Source organism: Psychrobacter sp. Arc29 (assembly GCF_041431175.1).
Classification (GTDB): domain Bacteria; phylum Pseudomonadota; class Gammaproteobacteria; order Pseudomonadales; family Moraxellaceae; genus Psychrobacter.
The window spans coordinates 109,178-124,154 of the sequence record NZ_JASMRR010000009.1; the positions used below are offsets into that span (position 1 = coordinate 109,178).

Here is a 14,977-nt window from a genome sequence, read left to right on the forward strand (position 1 = left end):
AGATAGGATAGAGACTGAAATGACTTTTTCATGAATCAAGCGATTGAGGCATAAAAATACTAATCACTACTCATTTTGATATTTACGTGGCGTTTTGTCAGTGCTTGCCCTTCTAATATGGCTTTAGTCACTTTCGCCTCTTGGGCACTCTCAAAACCAGTAATATGATATTTGCGTGCATCACTGCTATCGACAATCTGCAGCCCATCACCGATAAGCATAACTTTATCGTCGTCAGTCAAGTGAATATGTTCACGTTTGCCTAGATTGTCATGTACCAGCTCAGCAGCTCGCACCCATAATGTACCGCTACTAATCATGCCACTCATGGCTTTTTTATGCTGCTGACGTTTTTTGTTAAAAATAAAACTACCGACGATAAGCAGTGCCAGCGCACCAATAGCCAATCGCTCAGACAATAAGCTCATTGCCATAGCGACTGCCACCGCCCCTATCAGTAATGCAGATCCAAACCAAAACATACCGTTGTCAGCATTATTCGGCTGACCCTGTAAGGTGATTTTAGCGCCATCATCAGTCAGCTTGAGCATGCATTGTTACCTATTGCGAAATGTAAAAAGTATTTTTTATGAAAAAACTGCCTATCAGAGACTAACAGGCAGTTATTAAAACTAAAAATAAAGACAGCAAGTTTTATCTAAATACCAGACTACCAGCCAAGCGCAGTCTGCTGCATTTTAATCAATTCAGCGATGCCTGTCTCAGCCAATGACAGCATAGCGTCTGCTTGAGCGCGAGTGAATGGCTTTTCTTCAGCAGTACCTTGAAGCTCAATAAATTCACCTTTTTGAGTCATCACAACGTTTAGGTCGGTATCACAGCTAGAGTCTTCTTCGTAGTTCAGATCCAGATAGGCTTCACCATCTTTCATACCAACAGAAACCGCCGCAACCAATCCAATCAGCGGATCAGCTTTGAGTTTTTTGCTCTTTTGGATAGTCTCTAACGCATCGATCAGCGCAATTGCCGCACCAGTGATACTAGCCGTACGAGTACCACCATCCGCTTGCAACACATCGCAATCAAGATAGATGGTGTTTTCACCAAGCTTACTTAAGTCAATCATGGCACGTAAGCTACGACCGATCAGACGCTGAATCTCTTGCGTACGGCCTGACTGCTTGCCGCGAGCCGCTTCGCGTTGATTGCGGGTATTGGTTGCGCGTGGCAGCATGCCGTATTCGGCGGTTATCCAGCCTTTACCTTTGCCTTTGAGCCAGCGTGGTACACCAGATTCGACACTGGCCGTACATAGCACTTTGGTATCGCCAAAACTGACCAATACTGACCCTTCAGCATGCTTAGTATAGTGGCGCTCAAAGCTGATAGAGCGAAGTTGGTCAAGCTCACGATTGTCAATACGCATAAAAATTCCTAGTACAATGTTATAAAAGCAGTGTCATAAAACATATGATCGGTGGCTAATGAACCATAAGATCGTTATTTGGCAGACTAAAATCTTAAGATATCCTAACGTGACAGCGGCGCAATAGCAAGATTCACACCTGCCATTGCGCCGTCAGTTAGGCAATAATGGACGATAGAATCTATTCTAAGCCTTCCATCTTACGCAATTCTTTACGTAGGATTTTGCCAACGTTCGACTTTGGTAATTCGTCGACGAACTGTATGTGACGTGGACGCTTATAGCCAGTCAGTTGTTTTTTGCCGTACTCAAGCAGCTCTTTTTCGGTGACATCACCTTTTTTGACCACAAATAGTTTTGGCTCTTCACCGCGCTCATCATTAGGCACGCCAATGGCACCGCACTCTACCACAGCTGGATGCTCACTCATGGCTTCTTCGATTTCATTTGGATAGACGTTAAAACCAGATACTAAGATCATGTCTTTTTTGCGGTCAACAATTTTGATAAAGCCTTTTTCATCCATGATGCCAATGTCACCGGTTTTTAGGTACCCACTAGCGGTAAAGGACTCGGTCGTTTCTTCTGGACGGTTTTGATAACCGATCATCACCTGTGGACCTTTGACGCATATCTCACCGCGATCACCCAGCGCTACGACGTTTTCTTCTTCATCGATGAGCACGACATCGGTGCTAGGGGCCGGAATACCAATCTTGCCCGTAAACTCTGCGATGGTCATTGGGTTGAAAGCGACAACTGGTGACGTCTCAGATAAACCATAGCCTTCAACGATAGGTAGACCCGTGATCTTATGCCACTCTTTGGCAACGCTCGGCAATACGGACATACCACCGCCGATAGAAGCTTTTAAATTAGAGAAATCTAGGTCTGAAAAGCTGTCTTTGTGTACCAAGCCGTTAAATAGCGTATTCACAGCTGGGATAAAAGAAGGTTTGTATTTACCCATCTCTTTGATAAGCCCATCAAGATCGCGCGGATTAGGAATAAGCAAGCCTGTATAACCCTGGTACATACTACATATACCGCATACCATAAATGAGAACACATGATACAACGGCAGTGCCGTCAAGATGACATCTCTACTGTCTATATCATCTTCGAACGCACTATTCATCAGTGCACTAACCTGTAGCATATTGGCGACTAAGTTGCCATGAGACAGCATTGCCCCTTTCGCCACGCCTGTCGTCCCGCCTGTATATTGTAGTAATGCCACATCACTCAAATTCAACTCAGGACGCTCATAATTACTGGCAGAGACTGCGCCTAATGCATCCTTAAAGCTCACGCTATTTGGGATTCGATAAGGAGGAATCATTTTTTTGATATGACGAGCGACGAGGTTGACCACGACCCCTTTGACCGTACCAAGCATATCCCCAATTTTACAAACGACAACATGCTCAATCTGTCCTTTGTCTTCGGCATCTTGATAGGTTTTCGCAAAATTCTCAACGATAAATAAGGCTTTGGCACCACTGTCATGGAGCTGATGGGACAATTCGCGACTGGTATATAAAGGGTTTACATTTACGAGTATCATACCGGCGCGAATGACACCTAACGCGATGATCGGATACTGCAAGAGGTTGGGCATCATGACCCCAACTTTATCGCCTTTAACCAACCCTAGCGACTGCAAATAGCTGGCAATCTGGCGGCTATATAGGTCTAATTGCTTAAAACTAATCGAAGCGCCCATGCAAATATAAGCCGTTTTTTGGCCATAACGGCTAAAGTTACGCTCAAACACATCAAGTAAAGAGGTACTGTCCTCTGGCATCTCAATCGTAGCATCGATGCTATAACGCTCATAAGCGCTCAACCATGGACTGTCGCTGGCGATGCTCGGCATAGTAGGGAATGCATTGTCTTGATAAATGTACTCAGATGCATTGCCTTTATCACTGGTGCCAGCGTTATTGTCTGTTGTCTCTTTATTGATATTGTCCGTCATAATTTTCCCTAAATATTACTGTTAAAAACATAGAATACTTTATATAAAAACTCTGTTTTTTTGATTGTGTAATGTTTGATGCAGCATGGTGAAATCATATTAAATGAGCTCACAGGTCAGCGTAGCTATATCGTTTTTATCATAATCGCTTTGCAAGTCATATTGAGTAAAATCATCACTCTATTATAAATAAATGCAAAAACCTCTTGGCTGGCACTATAGCAGTTTTACTAAAAATTCTCTATCTATACTCCTTATGCCCCACTATTCACAACAAGTACAAAGACAAAAAATGACAAGGCAGCACGAGGCAACCTTATCATTTTGGTTATAACAATAACTAAATCTACTGACTCAGCATATTACAAGTACCACTCAATCATAGAGGTATTTATAAATAGCCAGTGATAAAATTCTATCTAAAGATAAGCCTTCGTAGATTAACCGTGGTTTTTTTCTTCGAGTGCTCGTAGGTCTTTACGTAAGATTTTACCGACGTTAGACTTTGGTAGCTCGTCAATAAACTCAACATGGCGAGGACGTTTGTAGCCAGTTAAGTTTTCTTTACCGTAAGCGATGACTTCATCAGCAGTCAGACTGGCGTCACTACGTACCACGTAAATCTTCGGTACTTCACCGCTCTTCTCGTCATCAATACCGATCACACCACATTCCAAAATCTTTGGATGTGTCGACATGGCGTCTTCTACTTCGTTTGGATAAACATTAAAGCCAGATACCAAGATCATGTCTTTTTTGCGATCGACAATCTTAAAGTAACCGTCTTCATCCATCACGCCAATATCGCCAGTACGGAAGTAACCATCCGAAGTCATGACTTCAGCGGTCGCATCTTCACGCTTCCAGTAGCCTTTCATCACCTGCGGGCCACGGATACTAATCTCACCACGCTCACCCAAGGCCACTTCATTGCCTTCTTCATCCAAGATAGCCATATCAGTGGCAGGCATTGGCAGACCGATGTTTCCTGAGAACTCACCTGTACCATGCGGGTTCGCTGAGGCAACTGGCGAGGTCTCTGACAGACCATAGCCCTGAACGATGATATTGCCCGTGACCTGTTCCCATTTAGTCGCCGTGTCTTTGAGTACTGCCATACCGCCGCCCATAGACATCTCAAGCTTGCTATGATCTAGCGATTGGAATTCTTCGTTATTGGCAAGCGCGGTAAACAAGGTATTTACTGCTGGGAAAAACGCAGGTGGGTAGTCTTTATATGCTTTGATCAAGCTTGGTAGATCACGTGGGTTTGGTACTAGCAGACCGATACAACCACGATATAGGCCAAACATACCGCAGACCGTAAACGAGAAAATATGATACAACGGCAGAGCCGTCATAATCACTGGCTGCTCATTACTCTTCTCAAACTTGTCAAAAGCATCGCCTAGATAGGTATCGCTTTGGATCAAGTTAGCCACCAAGTTACCATGCGTTAGCATAGCGCCTTTGGCCACCCCTGTCGTACCGCCCGTGTACTGAAGTACAGCGACATCATCGAGGCTGATATTATCAGGACGTTTATAGCTTTTAGCAGAAAAGCGGTTCAATGCTTTTTTGAACTTAACACTGCCTTTGATATGATAATCAGGCACCATTTTTTTGACGTGACGTACCACGGCATTGACGATAAAGCCCTTGAGCGGGCTCATCATGTCACCCATTGAGGCAACTACGACATGATCGACGAGGTCTTGACCAATATCTTCATAAGTTTTGGCAAAGTTCTCAAGTAAAATCAAAACTTTGGTATCTGAATCTTTTAACTGGTGTGACAGCTCTTTGGTGGTATAAAGTGGGTTGACGTTGACCAATGTCATGCCAGCACGTAGCACCCCTAGCACCGCAACTGGCAGCTGTAAAATATTAGGCATCATCACTGCCACTTTATCGCCTTTTTGTAGTCCTAATGACTGAAGGTAAGCGGCAACTTGTTTACTATAGAGATCCAACTCTTCGAAAGATAGCTTAACATCCATACAGACAAACGCTGTTTTGCCTGCATGATTGATAAAGTTTTGCTCAATGATATCAATCAATGAGGTGTTGGCTGGTGGCATATCGATATCATACTGAATGCCAAGTTTTTCGTATGTTTTGAGCCATACTTTGTCGTTGCGACGAATAAGGTTACCTTGATTTTCCATAATCTTTTCTCTCCTAGTAATAATACATTACCGTCAGCTCATGCAAATCACAGTGTGATAAACAGACGAAAAACCAGAGCGCAGTCTCACCATCGTGATGGTAAGTAAGGCTGCGATATAATCGTAGGGTGATGAGCAAACAATGCAGTGGTAAATAGCCCTTTGTTCATTAACATACACACTTTATATAGACTACTCAATACAAAAGATTGTTACACGAGTTCTCAAACTGGCTTGACGACTGATATTTTCATTAATATCAATTATTTATATTAACAAAAACTGGCCGAGTCACGGAATTTTACCCACGGTATCTCTTTTATTTTAGTCACAACATTTACATAATAAAACTCCGCTCATGTGTGTCTCTCAAGGGCATTAACTGGCTCAGTTAGCAGCATAAAGTTACGGCAAGCTCCCTCTTTGTCACTGCTCGGTCGAGATGCGCTCATTCTTGTCACTAATTCGGCACTGTCACTCTGAGATATTTATTAAAGATAAAAAAACAAATGTTAGGTTTACTATACTTAACTTTATCTACAAAAGCCACGTACGAGGACATAGTAAGTAAAGTCTATGAAAGCCAGCATAAGCACGTCATGAGCTGTCGTATATTCTGATACATGTCTTTTTAATTGGACCAATATCCTTTACGATAGCACTATCTTATTTTTACGTGAGTATCGCGCCGAACCTAAGTGAACATACGGTGCGGTTCACACTCATACTATGCCTGACTATACAAACCATACTAATTAGAAACTCATAAGCGAAGTCTATTTTATGTCCGATGTTATTGATCCTACTGTTGCCCCAATCATTCCTAATGAACCGATGGATACTCGTTCAGTGGCAGAGTTCACTGAGCAGGCCTATCTCAATTATGCCATGTACGTCATCATGGATCGGGCATTGCCAAATATCGCTGACGGCCTCAAACCTGTTCAGCGCCGTATTGTCTACGCCATGAGCGAGCTTGGGCTAAAATCCTCTGCTAAGGCGAAAAAATCTGCACGTACGGTCGGTGATGTGCTCGGTAAATACCACCCACATGGTGACAGCGCGTGTTATGAAGCCATGGTGCTGATGGCACAGCCATTCAGCTATCGCTATCCGCTCATCACGGGTCAAGGTAACTGGGGGAGCCCTGATGATCCTAAGTCCTTTGCAGCCATGCGTTATACCGAAGCAAAAATGTCTGCTTATGCCAATACATTGCTCGCAGAGTTGGGACAAGGCACGGTTGATTGGCAAGATAACTTTGACGGTACAATGCAGGAGCCAACCACCCTACCTGCCCGCTTGCCCAATATTTTATTGAACGGTACCACAGGTATCGCAGTCGGTATGGCAACCGACATTCCACCGCATAACCTTAACGAAGTGGTACGTGCTGCCATTCGATTACTGAAAAATCCAGAACTATCGGTTAAGCAGCTCACTCAGTCAATACCAGCGCCAGACTTGCCAACGCCAGCTGAAATCATCACTAGCAAAAAAGATTTGCAAGCGATGTATGAGACAGGGCGTGGCAGTTACAAAATGCGCGCGACTTTTCATATCGACCCCAAAGAGAAGAATTTAGTCATCATTGACGCGCTGCCTTACCAAGTCTCAGGCAACAAAATCCAAGAGCAAATCGCCAAGCTCATGACGGATAAAAAACTGCCTTGGATTACCGATATTCATGATGAGTCAGATCATGAGAACGCTTGTCGTATCGTATTGGAATTGCGATCAACGCGCGTCGATGTCGATCGCGTTATGAGCCATCTGTTTGCCAGTACTGATCTTGAGAGCAACTATCGCGTCAATATGAATATGATTGGCCTAAATGGTAAGCCGCAGGTCAAAAACCTAAAAGAAATACTAGAAGAATGGCTGATCTGTCGTCGTTCAGTAGTCACACGCCGTTTGCAATATCGTCTTGATAAAATCGATAAACGTTTGCACATCCTTGCAGGCTTATTGATTGCGTATCTGAATATCGATGAAGTGATACGCATCATTCGTGAAGAAGACGATTCAAAAGCGACATTAATGCAGGACTATGACCTGACTGACATTCAGGCCAATGCTATCTTGGATATTCGTCTGCGTCAGTTGGCAAAGTTAGAGGAAATTGAGCTACGCCGCGAGCAGGACGAACTGGCTGCCGAACGCGCCATTATTCAAGAATACTTGGACAATCCAGATAGTCTGACCAACTTGATGATTGAAGAACTCACCGCCGATATGAAAGAGCATGGCAACGAGCGCGTATCACCATTGGCAGAACGCGAAGAAGCACAAGCATTAAAAGAATCTGATCTGGTGCCGAGTGAGCCAGTCACCGCCATACTGTCCAAAGCAGGCTGGATTCGCGCGGCCAAAGGTCATGACGTCGATGCCGCTGGTATGAGTTATCGCTCAGGCGACAGTTATCAGGCGCACGTGCGCGGTAAATCTAATGAAAAAATCTATGTACTCGACAGTACGGGACGTAGCTATAGTATCGATGCGCACAACTTAGCGTCTGCACGTGGTCAAGGCGATCCACTGACCAGTGTGTTGAAACCGCCAGCAGGTGCGAGCTTTGAGCAGTTATTAACGGGTGACAACCATCAGCGCATTATCCTTGCAAGCTCCGCCGGTTATGGTTTTATCAATACACTGGGTAATCTTGATAGCAACCAAAAGGCGGGGAAAAATATCATTACCTTAACGCCTGACAGTCGCTTGCTCCCTGTCGCGCGTATCGATGCCCCCGTAGATGCAACGGCAAATAGTGACAGTGAAGCTACTAATGCAAATGTAGCGCCCGACCATGTCGCTGTGGTGACCAATGCGGGATATTTACTCATATTTGCCCTTGCTGATTTGCCTGAACAGGCTCGCGGTAAAGGGAATAAATTGATTAAGCTGAAAGCTAATGAAGAAGTGCTCGCTATCACGCCACTTAGTCAGCAAAACAGTCTCGTCATTACTGCGGGCAAACGCCATGTGACGCTAAAGCCAAATGATTTGGCCAACTATACGGGCACGCGTGGTAATCGCGGTGGGCAGTTGCCACGAGGCTTTCAGAATGTAACGAGTGTTGAGGTTGGGTGAGTAATGAAAAAATCAACCTCATTATTGTTTGTATTGATCCTTTCACAATCAAGCTTTGCTGAATGGCAACTAGTAAATGAAAATGATCCAACTGATCCTGTTGAAATCTATATTGATTTTTATCAGGCTGAGCATTTAAGTGATTCGCAATACCAAGTACCTATGAAGACCAGTACTTGGCCTCAGAGTCATTTCTCTAATTATCCAATTGCACTTTATGAACCTTATATAACTGCTTCTTATATTATTGAGTGTACAGAACAAACGGTCACTACTCACTCTCAACGACTTTTCGCAAAGACTGAACCTTCAGGATCTTTCGCTGACATATTCGATATGTTTGAGTTGGAAACAAATGATAAATCTACTCGCCCTCTTGAATTTACTGATGCAGTAGATAAGCGTTTATATAAGCGACTTTGTCAAAGTGATTAAGAAGCACAATTGATTGACCTAGAGTGCGTTCTACCTACTATCAGGTGAGTAACTCCTGAAATAATAATTGAAAGTATCATATTCTTTCTTATCAATAAGCAAGAAAGTTTATTTCACACACCAATGTATAAAAAAGCCGCCTACACAAACGTATAGGCGGCTTTTTTACGCTAATCAAAATAGAAAACCTACTTAAAACTTATTAAATTCGGTACCTTCAAAGATTATTTTTAGGAAGCTTGTAATCTGAGTACTTTTCATGAGGTAAGGATTGAAGTCAGCACCTGCTGAGAAGCTTTTTAAGGTATATTCCTCATCTTCAGTGCTTGATGTTAAATATTTGATTAAAAATCCATTCCATCTCCGTGCCTCTATTTCCTCAACTCCGATGATATGAGGCAATAAATGAGGATAGTCATTAATCAATATTGCTAAGACTTCATTGATAATAGGCCTTGAGCCTTCAATATTTTGAATTAAGTAATTATCATTAATAACAAGTGCAGAGGTTATATCACTTTTCTCATTGTTTCTGCGCCATCGCTCAAGAACTCTAGTTAACTCTATTCCGTTATTTTCCTCGCTATTTCTTCCGATATAAGTGAGACTGAGAAGAATATGCTCGCCATTTCTATTATTATTTTTTGAAGTATGGCTCGTCGTTATATGCATAAGCAACCTTATTTGCAAAACATTTTTCTAAACTAAAACAAATTTTAAACTCAAGTTATTCATCTCCAAATCTTGCTGATCGATCAGAATTACAATAACAGCTCACTCACATCAATTAAGTGCTTGCTCTATTGCCTAACAAACCCTTAATTACAGAAAATCAAAGTCAAATAACATCATGAATTCGTGGTTTTTTCTCATCAAAAATTGCTTTCAGAAAATTTTCAATCTGCGCACTTGTCATTAGATATGGATTATAGTCAGAACCTGCTGAGAAGCTCTTTAAAGTATATTCCTCATCTTCAGCGCTTGAGGTGAGATGTTTGATTAAAAAACCACTCCATTGGCGCGATTCTATTTCCTCTATATTAACGATATTTGGAAAGATGGTTGAATGCTCGTCAAATATCTTTGCCAAGGCAGTATTGATAGCAGGCCTTGTCCCTTGAAAACTTTGAACAAAATAACCTTCACTAATAACTAAAGCTGAAACGATATCGTTTTCTTCAAAATATCTGCGCCAATACTCAAGTGCGCGGGTCAGCTCGATTCCTGAATTTAGCTCGACATTTTTGGCGATATATGTCATGTGAATAAGAATATGCTCGCCATTTCTTTTCTTATTTTCTGGAGTATGGCTTGTCGTTATAATATTCATAAGGAACCCTATTTGCAAAATACTTATCTAAATTAAGATACACTTTATTATAAAATATAGTCAATGAAATTGTTACGTTTGAGCAAGTTTTTATTATCTGCCCTGACTTTCTATGGTTATGATATGAATATATTAATCAGATGCATATCAGCATTTTATCGTTGGATTTTACTACAACAGCTGATAAAAACTACATGATGCCGTTATTCCAATATCTTAAAACTCTAATCTATATTAGCCTATAACTTCTACTAAATTCCAAAATCCACATGGCTAAGTTTTTTCTATCAAGGCGGATGTTGCGAGAGCCTTTCATTGGATTTGATCTAGACAGCTCAAAATCAAATGCTGCTATCAATATCAGCTTAGGATTCTTTCTCCTCAAAAACTGCTTCTAAGAAGCCTGTAATTTGCTCTTTCTTCATCACATAAGGATTGAAATCAGTGTCTGCTGAAAAATGTTTTAGAGCATATTCCTCCTTTTCAGTACCTGATGTTAAGTATTTGATCAAAAACCCATTCCATCTCCGCGTCTCTATCTCCTCAAAATCAATAATATGAATTAAGAGGTGTGGTCGCTCATGATTCACTCTAGTGATAAGCTCATTAATAGCAACTCTTGAGCCTTCAATGTTTTGAATAAAATAATGATCATTAATGACAAGCGCTGAAGTGATACCGCTTTTTTCATTATTTTTTCGTGCTATCTCAAAGGTACGAGTCAGTTTTATGCCATTATCTTTCTCACGATTTTTACCGATATATGTGAGGCTAACCAGAATATCTGCACCGTCTTTATTTCTACTCTCTAAAACTTCGGTACCAGATCCTGAGGTGTAGTCAATAACCTTATGCATAAAAGAGTCCAATGATAAAAAGCCGTTTTAAATTAAGATACCCTTTAACCTAAAGTACAATCAACAACATTTTGTATTTTTTAGTAGGTTTTTGCCCGTTATCACTCTTTTCTAGAGAAACAACGTTGCAGTTTCACTAAGATAGCGTACTCTCTTCTCCTATCGCCACATCGTAGTACTACAGATTCTAGTACATTCAGTACGGTAGTCTTGTCTAATAAAAAATAAAGCTGAACTATTTTTCCTTATAGCACTAATTCAGTCCCAAAATAGGAATGACTAAGTCCTCTTCATCAGTGAGGTGTTGCGACAGTAGCTCACTGGCATCAATTAAACGCTGATGCAATTGCTTACCCAGTGCTTTATTCTCAGTATTGTTTGATGCTAACCTACCATTTAGCACTTGCAACTCATTAAGTAGTGCATCCAAATGTACGTGGTCACGATCTAATATCTCAAAACCTGCTTTTAGTTGAGGGTACATGCGAATGAACTGTGGAAAGTAGCCTGTATCTTCAATATTATGGTGCTGATGTAATTTAAAAATATATTGATTAATCCGTGGTGAGGTTTGTGAGCGATATTCTGACCATTCGATATCACCGGCATGATAGGCGTCACTGATTTGAATAAGAGTGTGTTGGCGTTTACGTATATCAGCGTGAATACTTAACCAAAAAGATGTCTTATAAATATAGTCTGCACTGAGCCATTGATTGGGCGGTAGCTTCTTGTATAAAAACAGCCAATCAGCCTTTAACCGACTCTCAGGATGACGTGGAGTCGGAGCAAGCAGCCCCTCATCTGTTATATCTTGAGCGTTTGATTTTTGAGTAGAAGCAGTCATAATATTGTCCCTATAAATTATTTTGCTTATTCAGTTTTCTCTATGAATGCTTAAGTCGTTATCAATAAATCCTCTTTAAAAATTGAGTTCAGAAAACGAAATCGTAATTCACTAGATACAACTCATTAGATAAACTAAAAAATATTCAATGAAAGTGTAGTCTATATATAGTTTAAACATAGAATATCAACAGTATCTTCGGTAATACGTTAGCAGTTTTATTAGTCATCAAAGTTCATAGCGTAAGACCAATGCGTTACACAACCTAGTCAAAACTCTCATCGTTTTTGGCTGATGAGCCTGTAGGATAAAACGAATAATATAGTCGCTCAGGTATTAGTAATCAGCTACTATTACCTTTAATAGCAGCGCTTAAAATGTAAAGGACAACCATGTTTATCGAAGATAAAATTGCTCAAGAAAGTATGAATACCAAAGTTTCTACCCCTAAAATCATCTTTTTCGATATCGATGATACCTTGAGCCGTAGCGGCGTCATCGCCGAACATAATAAAGCAACCCTTGAGCAACTGGCAGACACTGATATCAAGTTGGTGATTTCAACTGGCCGCTCCAAGGCCATATTGCCTGAGGATATTTTAGCATTGCTTGATGCAGATATATTGGATGCCATTATTTGTATGAATGGACAGTATAGCTTTGATAAAAATGGCCGAATCAGCCACTATCCATTGTCTGGTGAGCAAACAGATAAAATCGTGCGTCTGTGCCAGCAGAGCGACTTGATTCATAAGTTTGACTCTGCCACTCATATCGCTTGGTCAGGTGAAAATGATCGTTTGCGTGAATTCAATGCTGTCACACCCAACTCTATTCTTGACCCTGAGTATTACAAGTCAAATATCGTCTATCAATGCTCAGTATTTTTTAATAATCAACAAGAAAAAATGCAAGATATCGACTTTGCGCAGTATGACTTAAAACTGGTGCATTGGCATCAAATCGGTGCAGATATATTGCCAATAGAAGCATCGAAAGCACGCGGAATCAAAGATATCTGCGAGTACTATGCGGTAGATGTCAGCGAGTGTATGGCGTTTGGCGACGGTATGAATGACTTAGAAATGTTTGATTTGGTGGGGTTTACCGTGGCGATGGGTGATGCGCAGCCTGATCTGATAGCGCGTGCTGATTTCGTCACTGGGACGATCGAAGAGTATGGCATACAGACAGTGCTTGAACCGTTCTACGCCACCTCGTCAACCAAATAAAAATCTTATTTGAGCATGTATTAAGTACCTACCAACATTCTGTTAAAGCATCGTTGAACTACCATCAACAGTCATTGAATCTTCGGTGATAGCGGCGCTCAGTCATTGCGCCGCATCCTTTGCTGTTCTGATGTGGCTAATTATTATCTTAAGTTCTAAGTTCTTGGCGCTATTTGATGCTTGAATCTTCGCTTGTTCTTACACTTGTAATAGCATATTTCTATACGGCCATTATTTGTCTCATCCTTGGCAATACTCTCGAAAACCCACTCAGCATTGACTGTCTTTAAACCAATTTTTATCACTCATTTGATTAGTATTATTAGCGACCTTTATTAGCATAACTAAGCATCGTCTTGATAATAGCCCTTTAAATTGTACAAAGTAATAACCATAATAGTTTTATTAGCGACATGCAGCATTGACTGCTTCATTATTTTTATCAACTTTTTGATTTGCATTATTTTTTATTTAGGAGAAATATTTTGAGCCATTTATCATCGTCCCATCCAGACAACCCAGCTCGTATCGGCCGTATGGTGCCAAAAGCATTATTAGCGGCAGCTATTGGCCTAGCGTTAGCTAGCTGTAGTAACTCTGACAATGCGGCAGATGGTAGCGCTGCGGCGAGCAATGAGACGCTCAATTTGTATAACTGGTCAGAATACATGCCACAAGAGATTTTGGATGGTTTTGAAGAAGAAACTGGCATCGCAGTCAATTACACGACGTTTGATTCAAACGAAGCGATGTACGCCAAGCTCAAACTGCTCGATGATTCGAGCCAGTATGATTTGGCCATTCCATCGACTTATTATGTCGAAAAGATGGCCAAAGAAGGGTTACTTCAAGAGTTAGATAAGTCTAAATTAAGTAACTTTAAAAACCTCGATACGTCATTTACTAACACCAAAGTCGACCCTGACAATAAATACTCTATACCGTACATGTGGGGTAGCACCGGTCTTGCGATCAATGGTGATAGTGTCGATCCTGCAACTGTGAATAGCTGGAACGACCTATGGGATCCTAAGTATAAAGGTCAGGTAATGCTTACCAACGATGTGCGTGAAGTGTTCGGTATGGCGTTACTGACGTTAGGCTACTCGGGCAACAGCAGCAATCCTGACGAAATAAAAGCGGCTTATGACAAGCTTACGACGTTAATGCCAAACGTCAAAACGTTCAACTCTGATGCCACCCGTATGCCGTACATCGAAGGTGAGACATCTCTTGGCATGACGTGGAATGGCGAAGCAGTCATGGCGAATGACGAAGGTCTAACGAGCCTAGCTTATAAATACCCAACTGAAGGCGCTATCTTGTGGATGGACAACTTTGTCATTCCGAAAAATGCCAAACAAGTTGATGCAGCACACAAATTTATTGATTACTTGCTACGTCCTGAAAACGCCAAAATCGTGAGTGAAGAAATTGGTTATGCGTCACCAAACCAGGCAGCACGTGAGCTGATGGATGAAAGCGTTCGTAACAATCCAACGATTTACCCATCTAAAGACGTGTTAGCCAAAGCGGAGTTCCAAGAAGATGTGGGTGATGAAGCACTACAAGTGTATCAGCAATACTGGGATAAGCTAAAAACGGGTCGCTAATATCCATGGTTTAATATCTTTAAAATAAAGTAAATCT

The 14,977-nt window shown here is 41.5% G+C and carries 12 protein-coding genes; 4 read left to right on the forward strand and 8 right to left on the reverse strand.

Annotated features, from left to right (window positions below; all coding sequences use genetic code 11):
• Positions 1 to 59: 59 nt before the first annotated feature.
• The 4 genes from QO189_RS12240 to QO189_RS12255 form a co-directional block, all read right to left on the reverse strand.
• On the reverse strand, positions 60 to 551 hold the full coding sequence (locus QO189_RS12240) for a hypothetical protein (protein WP_371532926.1): 492 nt from the start codon (positions 549 to 551) through the stop codon (positions 60 to 62).
• 119 nt (positions 552 to 670) lie between these two features.
• Complete coding sequence (gene rph, locus QO189_RS12245) at positions 671 to 1,387, reverse strand: ribonuclease PH (protein WP_201602350.1); 717 nt, start codon at positions 1,385 to 1,387, stop codon at positions 671 to 673.
• A 181-nt stretch (positions 1,388 to 1,568) separates the two neighbouring features.
• The gene (locus tag QO189_RS12250) at positions 1,569 to 3,368 is read right to left on the reverse strand and encodes an AMP-binding protein (RefSeq protein WP_371532927.1); all 1,800 of its coding nucleotides are present in this window, start codon (positions 3,366 to 3,368) and stop codon (positions 1,569 to 1,571) included.
• A 440-nt stretch (positions 3,369 to 3,808) separates the two neighbouring features.
• On the reverse strand, positions 3,809 to 5,536 hold the full coding sequence (locus QO189_RS12255; protein ID WP_371532928.1) for an AMP-binding protein: 1,728 nt from the start codon (positions 5,534 to 5,536) through the stop codon (positions 3,809 to 3,811).
• A 783-nt stretch (positions 5,537 to 6,319) separates the two neighbouring features.
• Here QO189_RS12255 and parC point away from each other — a divergent pair.
• Entirely contained in the window at positions 6,320 to 8,626 is a 2,307-nt protein-coding gene (parC, locus tag QO189_RS12260; RefSeq protein ID WP_371532929.1) for a DNA topoisomerase IV subunit A, read from the forward strand.
• A 3-nt stretch (positions 8,627 to 8,629) separates the two neighbouring features.
• On the forward strand, positions 8,630 to 9,061 hold the full coding sequence (locus tag QO189_RS12265) for a hypothetical protein (protein WP_371532930.1): 432 nt from the start codon (positions 8,630 to 8,632) through the stop codon (positions 9,059 to 9,061).
• A 192-nt stretch (positions 9,062 to 9,253) separates the two neighbouring features.
• Here QO189_RS12265 and QO189_RS12270 read toward each other — a convergent pair whose 3' ends face one another.
• The 4 genes from QO189_RS12270 to QO189_RS12285 all read right to left on the reverse strand — a co-directional run bounded on the left by QO189_RS12270 (position 9,254) and on the right by QO189_RS12285 (position 12,095).
• Entirely contained in the window at positions 9,254 to 9,733 is a 480-nt protein-coding gene (locus QO189_RS12270) for a BLUF domain-containing protein (RefSeq protein ID WP_371532931.1), read from the reverse strand.
• Between the two features lie 166 nt (positions 9,734 to 9,899).
• Positions 9,900 to 10,391, reverse strand: coding sequence for a BLUF domain-containing protein (locus tag QO189_RS12275; RefSeq protein ID WP_371532932.1), 492 nt, complete (start codon positions 10,389 to 10,391; stop codon positions 9,900 to 9,902).
• Between the two features lie 365 nt (positions 10,392 to 10,756).
• The gene (locus tag QO189_RS12280) at positions 10,757 to 11,248 is read right to left on the reverse strand and encodes a BLUF domain-containing protein (RefSeq protein ID WP_371532933.1); all 492 of its coding nucleotides are present in this window, start codon (positions 11,246 to 11,248) and stop codon (positions 10,757 to 10,759) included.
• 253 nt (positions 11,249 to 11,501) lie between these two features.
• Positions 11,502 to 12,095 (reverse strand): hemerythrin domain-containing protein, encoded by a 594-nt coding sequence (locus QO189_RS12285; RefSeq protein WP_371532934.1) that lies wholly within the window; start codon positions 12,093 to 12,095, stop codon positions 11,502 to 11,504.
• A 392-nt stretch (positions 12,096 to 12,487) separates the two neighbouring features.
• Between QO189_RS12285 and QO189_RS12290 the strand changes: the two genes are divergently transcribed.
• Entirely contained in the window at positions 12,488 to 13,327 is an 840-nt protein-coding gene (locus tag QO189_RS12290) for a Cof-type HAD-IIB family hydrolase (RefSeq protein ID WP_371532935.1), read from the forward strand.
• A gap of 485 nt (positions 13,328 to 13,812) precedes the next feature.
• Positions 13,813 to 14,940: a PotD/PotF family extracellular solute-binding protein gene (locus QO189_RS12295; protein WP_371532936.1), complete on the forward strand. Its 1,128-nt coding sequence runs from the start codon at positions 13,813 to 13,815 to the stop codon at positions 14,938 to 14,940.
• Positions 14,941 to 14,977: the final 37 nt, after the last annotated feature.